This is a genomic window from bacterium (assembly GCA_016873475.1).
Lineage (GTDB): Bacteria > Krumholzibacteriota > Krumholzibacteriia > JACNKJ01 > JACNKJ01 > VGXI01.
In genome coordinates this window covers 21,694-29,656 of record VGXI01000019.1, presented here as the reverse complement: position 1 = coordinate 29,656, position 7,963 = coordinate 21,694, and the positions used below count along the sequence as shown (strand labels likewise).

Annotated in this window: 5 protein-coding genes; 2 read left to right on the top strand and 3 right to left on the bottom strand. The window is 70.9% G+C overall.

Annotated features, from left to right (window positions below; translation table 11 throughout):
* The coding region (locus FJ251_03255; GenBank protein MBM4116746.1) for a hypothetical protein at positions 1–2,590 on the bottom strand (2,590 nt) is incomplete at its 3' end.
* Positions 2,591–2,665: 75 nt separating this feature from the next.
* Positions 2,666–3,595, bottom strand: coding sequence for an MFS transporter (locus FJ251_03250; GenBank protein MBM4116745.1), 930 nt, complete (start codon positions 3,593–3,595; stop codon positions 2,666–2,668).
* Positions 3,596–3,684: 89 nt separating this feature from the next.
* Between FJ251_03250 and FJ251_03245 the strand changes: the two genes are divergently transcribed.
* Positions 3,685–4,866 carry a DNRLRE domain-containing protein gene (locus FJ251_03245; GenBank protein ID MBM4116744.1) on the top strand — a complete coding sequence of 394 codons (1,182 nt, stop codon included), beginning with the start codon at positions 3,685–3,687 and terminating at the stop codon, positions 4,864–4,866.
* 161 nt (positions 4,867–5,027) lie between these two features.
* Here the strand turns inward: FJ251_03245 and FJ251_03240 are convergent, their stop codons facing one another.
* The gene (locus FJ251_03240; protein MBM4116743.1) at positions 5,028–5,963 is read right to left on the bottom strand and encodes a hypothetical protein; all 936 of its coding nucleotides are present in this window, start codon (positions 5,961–5,963) and stop codon (positions 5,028–5,030) included.
* On the opposite strand from FJ251_03240, the gene FJ251_03235 reads away from it, so the two are divergent.
* Positions 5,871–7,838 (top strand): T9SS type A sorting domain-containing protein, encoded by a 1,968-nt coding sequence (locus FJ251_03235; GenBank protein ID MBM4116742.1) that lies wholly within the window; start codon positions 5,871–5,873, stop codon positions 7,836–7,838. The genes FJ251_03240 and FJ251_03235 overlap by 93 nt on opposite strands.
* The last annotated feature ends 125 nt before the right edge of the window (positions 7,839–7,963 follow it).

Genomic DNA, 7,963 nt, shown 5'->3' with positions numbered 1-7,963 from the left:
GCGGCTGCCAGTCGGGCGCTCCCGTCGAACTCGGCGTGTAGCTTTCCAGGCGGAAGTCGTCGACGGCCGCCTCGAGCAGCGAGGGCAGGTTCAGGTCGCAGATCTGGAAGCGCACCTGCACCTGGTTGGTGAAGGGAATCAGCGGCTCCAGGTCGATGAAGGCCTGCTCCCAGCGATTGCGGTTGCGCGGCAGGCGTTCCAGGGGCAGCCAGGTGGCGCCGCCGTCGCTCGAGATGTCGGCCGCGAACTGGTCATCGGCGCTGATCAGCAGGTTGGCGAACCAGCGCCAGTAGCTGACGAAGGCGCGCTGCGTGCCGCTGAGGTCGAAGGTCGGGCTCACCAAGGTCGTGCAGCCGCCGTCCACGTTCGCCGCGAAGGCGCTGCCGCCCGGCACGCCGTTGCCGGTGACGAAGCAGATCGTGCCCGGCGCCGGCGTGTGATCGTCCTCCGGCTGCACGGGCACGCCGCTCAGGAAGGTGCCGACCGGATCGGCGCGCACCCAGCGGCCGTTCGTGGCGGTGTCGCTCAGGAGCCCGACGCGCCACTGGAAGTCGGGGGTCTCGCAGGCGTAGTCGTAGACCAGCTCGGTGGCGAGCAGGGTGTAGAACTCGCCGGGGGCGCCCGCGGGATCCTGCGCGGCGAAGCCGAGGCCGTCCGTCGCCGCGACGTAGTAGTCGACGGCCGTGTTGGCCGGCAGGGCGGGGAGCTGGCCGGCGTAGCTGTCGCCCGCCTGCCAGGCCATCGGCGCGCTGGACCAGGCGCCGCCGTCGAGGCGGAAGTGGAGCGTCGCCGCGGCGACCGTGCTGTAGTCGAGGATCGTCGCCGTGATCGGTGCCGGCAGGCCGCCACCGGCGAGCGTCACCGGCCGGCTCACCTCGCTGATCGCGGGGCCCGCGACGTCCGTGAGCGCGAAGTCCTGCGTCACGCTGCCGCCCGCCGTGATCGTCACCGGCGCTTCCAGCGGCGCGAAGCCGGCGAGGCTCGCGCGCAGCGTGTAGCTGCCGGGCGCCGCGCGGCCGGTGAAGTGGCCGCTCGCGTCCGTGAAGTACTGCCAACCGTAGCCGACCAGCTCGAGCGTGGCGCCGGGCAGGGGCACGCCGCCCCAGCTCGCGTTCGTCACCTGGCCGGTGACCTCGCCGAAGCCGGCGATCACCTGGCTGACGGCCGCGTAGGCGTCGATGAAGCCGTGGCCGTAGCTGTTGTCCTCGCCCGCGTCGCCCTCGTCGAGGGCAGTCGCCATGAGGATGCTCTTGATCGCGTCGACGTCCAGGTTGGGGTTGGCCTGGCGCATGAGGGCGACGACGCCTGCCACGTGCGGGCCGGCCATCGAGGTGCCGCTGTTCTCGCCGTAGAGGCCGTCCGGCAGCGCCGAATAGACGTCCACGCCCGGCGCGGCGATTTCCGGCTTGATCGCATTCTCGATGGGGACATCGCAGGTCGTGGGGCCGCGGCTCGAGAAGTCGGCGATCGGGTAGGGCCAGCCGAAGTTGGTGGCGTCGACGGCGCCCACCGAGAAGCAGTTGGTGGGGGTGGTCGCCCGGTCGGCGGGCGAGCCGATGGTCTGGGCGTTCGGGCCGCGGTTGCCGGCCGACCAGACCGTGACGACGCCGGCCGCCTCCAGGTTGTCGATCACCGTCCACCAGAGCGAGAAGCAGCTCGGGTAGCCGAGGTGAGTGCCGACGCCCCAGGAGTTCTGGATGACGTCCGGCACGTCTGCGATGGTGGCCGGATTGCCGTCGGGATCGGCGAACCACTCGAAGGCGGCGATGACGTCGTTGTCGAACTCCTCGCCGACGGCTTCGTCGACGGCGTTGCAGGCAATCCATTCGGCGCCCCAGGCGACGCCGATGCTGTCGTTCGGCGCGAGGCCGGCCATCGTGCCGCAGGTGTGCGTGCCGTGCGAGTCGAGATCGAGCGGGAAGCTCGTGCCGTTGCCCAGCGCGTCGAGCCAGCACTCCTGCCAGGGCGCGTGCAGGCCGCGCCAGCGCGCGGCAAGGGCGGGATGGCTGCCGTCGACGCCCGTGTCCATGCTGCCGACCAGGCGCGTGCGGCCGGTGTAGCCGAGTTCGTGCCAGACCTCGTTCGCGCGGATCGCGACCAGGCCCGGCGCGATGCCGATCTCGCGCTCGCCGCTGGCCGGTCGCCAGTCGCCGACGGGCGCGACGCGCTCGATCTGGAAGTTCGGCTCGACGAGCGCGACGTCCGCGCGAGCGGCCACGCGCTCGATCGCCGCGCGCGTGGCGCGCAGCACGACGAGGTTGGCGATCCAGTGGCTCGTGTAGCGGGCCACGCCGCCGCCGGCGCGGTCCGCCGCGAGCGCGGCGAGCAGCTCCGTTTGGCCGGCGGCGGCCGCCTGGAGGGCGAGGGTGACCTCGCGGTGGCGGGTCTCGCGCGAGGCGCCCGCGGCCTTCAGCGTCGCATCGAGCGCGGCGATCGGCGCCTGCGTGCGCAAGTGGACGAGGACCGTGAGCGGCTCCTCGGCCCCGAGGCCGGCGAACTGCGCGGCGAGGGCGGGGTGGATTTCGCCGGCCTGGGCGCTGAGGGCGCCCAGCGACAGGCAAGCGAAGAGCAGCATGGCGATGCGGCGCATTGGAAACCTCCCCCGACACTGGTGCGGCCTCCATTGTACTCTAGAGGAGGAGTGCGCGGCAAACCCGGGCAGCGGCTACTTCGCCGGCAGGGGCAGCGCCTCGGCGCTGGGAGCCGCCGCCCGCGCGGGCACGCGGATCCGCAGGCAGACGAAGAAGCCGAGCAGGGCGATCGCGGCGGCGATCAGGAAGACCCAGCGGTAGCCCCAGGCCTCCCAGAGGTAGCCGGAGAGCACGGGCAGGGTCATCGCCACGGCGTGGTCGATCGTGATGCCCAGCGAGATCGAGGGCGTGATGTCCTCCGGGTCGCGGGCGATCTTCTTCAGGTAGGTGGTGCGCGCCACGCGCAGCGCGAAGAGCAGGTTGTCGAGCACGTAGGCCGCGTAGAAGAGGCCGTACTCGCGCCGCACGACGAGCCCGCGGCTGCGCCTCTCGCCCTGGCCCGTGCGCAGGCTGAAGTAGAAGACGCTGGCGGTGAGGGGGAAGCCGCCGGCGAGCAGGTAGAAGAGCGGGTAGTCGTTGCCGCCCAGCTTGGCGAGCAGATAGATGAGGCCGACGCCGCTGATCGTGCCCAGGTTGCGCGCACCGCCGAGCTGGCCGAGGCGCCGGCCCTCGCCGCCCTCGCGGGCTAGCTTAAGGCCGAGCGGCCCGTCCACGGCGAAGAGGATGTGGTCACCCAGGGACCAGATCGCCACCCAGGTGACGACCAGCGCCGTGTTCGGCGAGAGTCGGGCGAGGCCGAGCGCGCCGAGCGCCGAGGCGAGCATGGCGAGCGCGGCCATCTTGCTCTCGCGCATCCACAGCGCGAGCAGGCCCGTGACGCCCACGAGCAGGAAGCCCGGTAGCTCGCGCGGGAACTCCAGCCAGCCCCGCGCCTCGGCCCCGAAACCGTGCACCTCGGCGAGGAAGTTGTTCAGGGTCGCGGCGAAGATGCCGCCGGCCGCGCCGAAGGCGGCGGTGGCGGCGAGCAGGCGCAGGAGTTCGCGTCGGTGCTCGGTGTTGCGCACGGCGCCAATCTAGGGCAGGGCGCGGCGCGCGGCAAGTCCCACCCCGGCGCCGGCCGCGCGCAGATTTTTTTTCATCGCCGGCGTGTCTCGTGATTCCTCGCGCGATCCGGATCGCCCCCAGCGCACTTTCTCTGCAGCCCGACAGGCCTCAGTCGGGGATTTGGCTGCTGAGCCTCTGCGATCGACCTGCTATACTCGCGCCTCCCGGCGAGGGCCGGACCCTGGCAGCCAACGCAACCCAGTCCCGCAACGCCCGGCCCCGCAGGCCGGCCCAGGAGAACGACCGAGGCGAGGCCACGCTCACCCGCGCCACGCTGAAGGTCTACGTGGTCGGCTCGAGCTACCAGACCGTCAACCTCCATCGCCTCACCCGTGACTGGGATGAGGCGACGGTCACCTGGAACAGCTTCGGCGCTAACGACGGCGGGGCCTACGATCCCACCGTGCTCGGTGCCTTCACGGCGAACTTCGGCGCCAGCTATGCGAGCCTGGACGTCACCGATCCGGTGCTCGCCTGGATGAACGGCGAAGTCGACAACTTCGGCTTCCTGCTGCGCCAGCCGCTGGCGGGCAGCCCGCGCACCGAGATGCTCAGCCGCGAGCGCGCGAGCAACCGCCCGGTGCTGGAACTGACCTTCGTCCAGAACGGCCAGACCCAGACGGCCGTGATCGAGCCTCTGGCCGATGCGCAGATCAACGAGGCCGAGCCCGCGACGGCCTTCGGCCGCGTCGACAAGCTCTACGCCGGCTGGCGCGAGGCGGGCGAGAAGGTCAGCCTCATCCGCTTCGACATCGAGGTCCTGCCGCCCGGAGACGACGACGGCCAGAACGAGGGCGACGGCGAGGGCTGCACGCACTCCATCGGCTACTGGTGGTGGCACAGCGGTGTCGGCTGCGGCCAGGCCGAGGACCTCGTGACGCCCTTGATCGGCAATGGCATCTGGCTGGGCGCGCCCCACGGGCCCAAGTCGCTCGGCGTCGGCGATGCGCGGGTCGCCTCCCGCGTGCTCGGAATGCGCACTTTCGGCCACCCGCTCAACGGCATCACGCGGCTCTATGCGCAGCTCCTAACGGCGAAGCTGAACATCGCCAACGGCACCGACCCAGCGGTCGTGGCGCAGACCATCGTTGAAGCGGACGCCTTCTTGACCCTCAAGGGCTGGCCGGACTGGAGAAGCCTCACCCTGATGCAGCGGCTGCGCGTGCTGGCCTGGTCCGCGCGGCTGGCCGCCTACAACTGGGGCCTCATCGGTCCCGGCCACTGCGGCTAAACGCGGCGGGGGCACGATTTCGCTGCGCGCCCCCGGGCGGCCATGCTAGACTGTTCTCGGCGCGCGCGGTTGGTCAGCTCCAGACTGAGCGTGTCCCTCTGCGTCGCCTCTCCTAGTTGCCCCGGCGCCTTGCGGCGCCGGGGTTCGCGCTTGCGCCGGTGCTACTGAAGGAGAAGCATTTTGCGGGACTGCCGCTGGCCGGCCGTTTCCACCTCGTAGAAGTAGACGCCGGTCGGCAGGGCCTCGCCGGGCGCGGCCAGCTCGTAGGCGAAGGTGGTGCTCGGGTTGAAGGGGTTGGGGTGGTTCTGGCCGAGACGCACCCGCGCCGCCGCCACCTCGGCGGGGGCCGCCGTCGGATCGGCGCGGTAGAAGATCACCTGGCCCATCACCTTCCAGTTGGGCGGCGTCGTGCCGTTGTAGTTGCAGTCGGCGCAGGTCTGGCCGGGAATGCAGTTCGGGTTCGTCGGGTTGCAGGGGTTGAAGTACTCCTCGATGTTGTAGTCGAAGCTGAGCGCCTGGCCCGGCGTGAGCAGACTGGTGATGTCGTTGTCCCAGGGTCTCACCTTGTCGCCCGGGCACCAGCCGGCGCGCGGGGACTGCCAGGTGCCGCCCTGCGGGCTGCAGGGGTTGTTCGCGCAACCGTTCCACAGCAGGTGCGTGAAGGTCTGCGCGCCGACCACGATCGAGTGGTCCTTGGGGCAGAACTCGGCGCAGTTCTCGGCGAAGCCGAAGCCGTGGCCGGTGGAGGTCGAACTCCCAGGTGCAGGTGCCGGGGTAGTTGGGCGGTCCCGTGATGTCGTAGGGCGTGATGAAGCGCGCGATCTCGACGTCGCGTGCCGCCGCCCGCGAGGTCTTCCTCCAGGCGCAGCCAGGCGTAGCGGTCCCAGGGATCGCAGTCGCCGGGCGCGGTCGGACAGCCGAGCGTCAGGCGCAGGACGACGGCGTTGTAGACCTCCGGGTGGCTCGGGAACGTGAAGTCCGCCGCGTGGGGCACTGCCCAGTTGATGAACTCGTGGTCGAAGGCGCGCACCCAGGTGGTGTCCGGCCAGGCGGGCGCGGTGTCGGCGCGGGCCGCCGCGGGGAGCAGTATAGCGCAATCCGGCCGCCCGAGGACCGGCAGGGCCTTGCGGCCGGCGGCGGCTGTTCGCTGCGGGGCCGCTGTGCTATACTTGCACGCTCGGCCCGAAACCCGCCGTCCGTGGAGGATCCCCATGGCCCGCCGCGCCTTGCCCTTGCTCGCCCTCTGCCTGCTCCTCGTCGCCAGCTTCGCGGCCGCCCCCGCGCATGCCGAGTGGGACGTCGACCACATCGAGGAGCTGCTGCCCATCGGCCCCACCGCCGAGGAAGCGCGGCTCATGGAGGCGCTGGCGGCGCAGGGCGGCGAGCGCGACGCCCTCGACGATCCGCCGCCGCTGGCTCCGCTGCGCGGCTGCGCCGAGTGGGAACCCGCCACCGGCGTGCTGATCCGCTACCCCCTTGGGCTGCCCTACAGTGTGCTCCAGGACTTCGACGACCAGGTGACCATCCACTGCATCGTCTCGAGCGCCAACCAGGCGGCGGCGATCAGCAACTTCACCGCCAACGGCATCGACATGGCCAAGGTGCAGTGGCTGGTGCGCCCCAGCGACTCGATCTGGACGCGCGACTACGGCCCCGAGTACGTCTTCGACGGCGCGGGCGACATCGCGATCATCGACCACAAGTACAACCGCCCCTCGCGGCCGAACGACGACGTGATTCCCATCTACTTCGCCCAGCAGCAGGGGATCCCCTGCCACACGCACAGCATGTGGCACACCGGCGGCAACTACATGACCGACGGCGCGAACATCAGCGCCTCGACGGACCTCGTCTACGACGAGGCGGCGGCCTACAACGGCATGTCGCCGGCCCAGGTCGACCAGCTCATGCACGACTACTACGGTGTGGAGACCTACTACGTTCTCGACGACATCGCGAACTACGGGATCCACCACATCGACACCTGGGCGAAGTTCCTCGACGAGGAGTCGGTGCTGGTCAAGCAGGTCTGGACGGCGCACGACACCTACGCCGCGCTCGAGCAGCGCGCGGCCCTGCTCGCCAGCCTGCCCAGCTCGACCGGCCGCAACTACGGCGTGCACCGCGTCTACTGCTACAGCACCAGCTCGGGCCCGGCCGCCTACACGAACAGCCTGATCCTGAACAACCGCATCTACGTTCCCCTCTTCGGCAACAGCAGCCACGACAACGCGGCGATCGCGGCCTACCAGGCGGCGGCGCCGGGCTACGTCGTGGAAGGCTATACCTACGGAAGCTGGCTCACGGACGACGCCCTCCACTGCCGCGCGAAGGGCGCCTACGACATCGGCATGCTGCGCGTGGCGCACATCCCGATCATCGACGAGCAGACCGGCCCGGTGAGCGTGCTCGCGCAGATCCACGCCCACAGCGGAACGGCAATCACCGCGGCTGAGCTGCACTACCGCCAGGGCGGCGGCGCGTGGCAGATGGTCGCGATGACCCACGGCGCCGGCAACGACTACAGCGCGACGATCCCGGACCCGGCGGCCAGCGGCCTGACCGAGTACTACCTCCACGTCGCCGACGCCTCGGGCCGCACGGAGGGCATGCCGCGCGTCGAGCCCGCGGCCTGGTACAGCTTCACGCAGAACAAGCAGGACCTGACGGCGGTGGACGGCCTGACGCCGGCCAGTCCCGTGGCCCTGCACGCCAACTATCCCAACCCCTTCAACCCCTCGACGACCTTCAGCTTCACGCTGCTCTTCGAGGACCGCGTGGAGCTGGCCGTCTACGACGCTCAGGGCAAGCGCGTGCGCACGTTGATCAACGGGACGGTGCCGGCCGGCGACACCCGCGTCAGCTGGGACGGCCGCGACGAGGAGGGCCGCTCCCTGCCGAGCGGGACCTACTTCTACCGGCTGCGGGCGGCGGGGCTGGTCTACGGGCGGCCGGCGACGCTCGTCAAGTAGTCCTCTCAGGGCACACGGACCCTCCCCTCGAATCCCGCTTCACAGGGATTCTCGGGAAGGGTCCGTGCGCCCCCAGCGCACCGCTTCACGAGCGCGCAGGCACTCGCTCGTTCCCTCTCGCGCCC

Coding starts and splice junctions, on each gene's coding strand:
- FJ251_03235 (MBM4116742.1), top strand. CDS start 5,871: ATGAACTCGTGGTCGAAGGCGCGCACCCAGGTGGTGTCCGGCCAGGCG.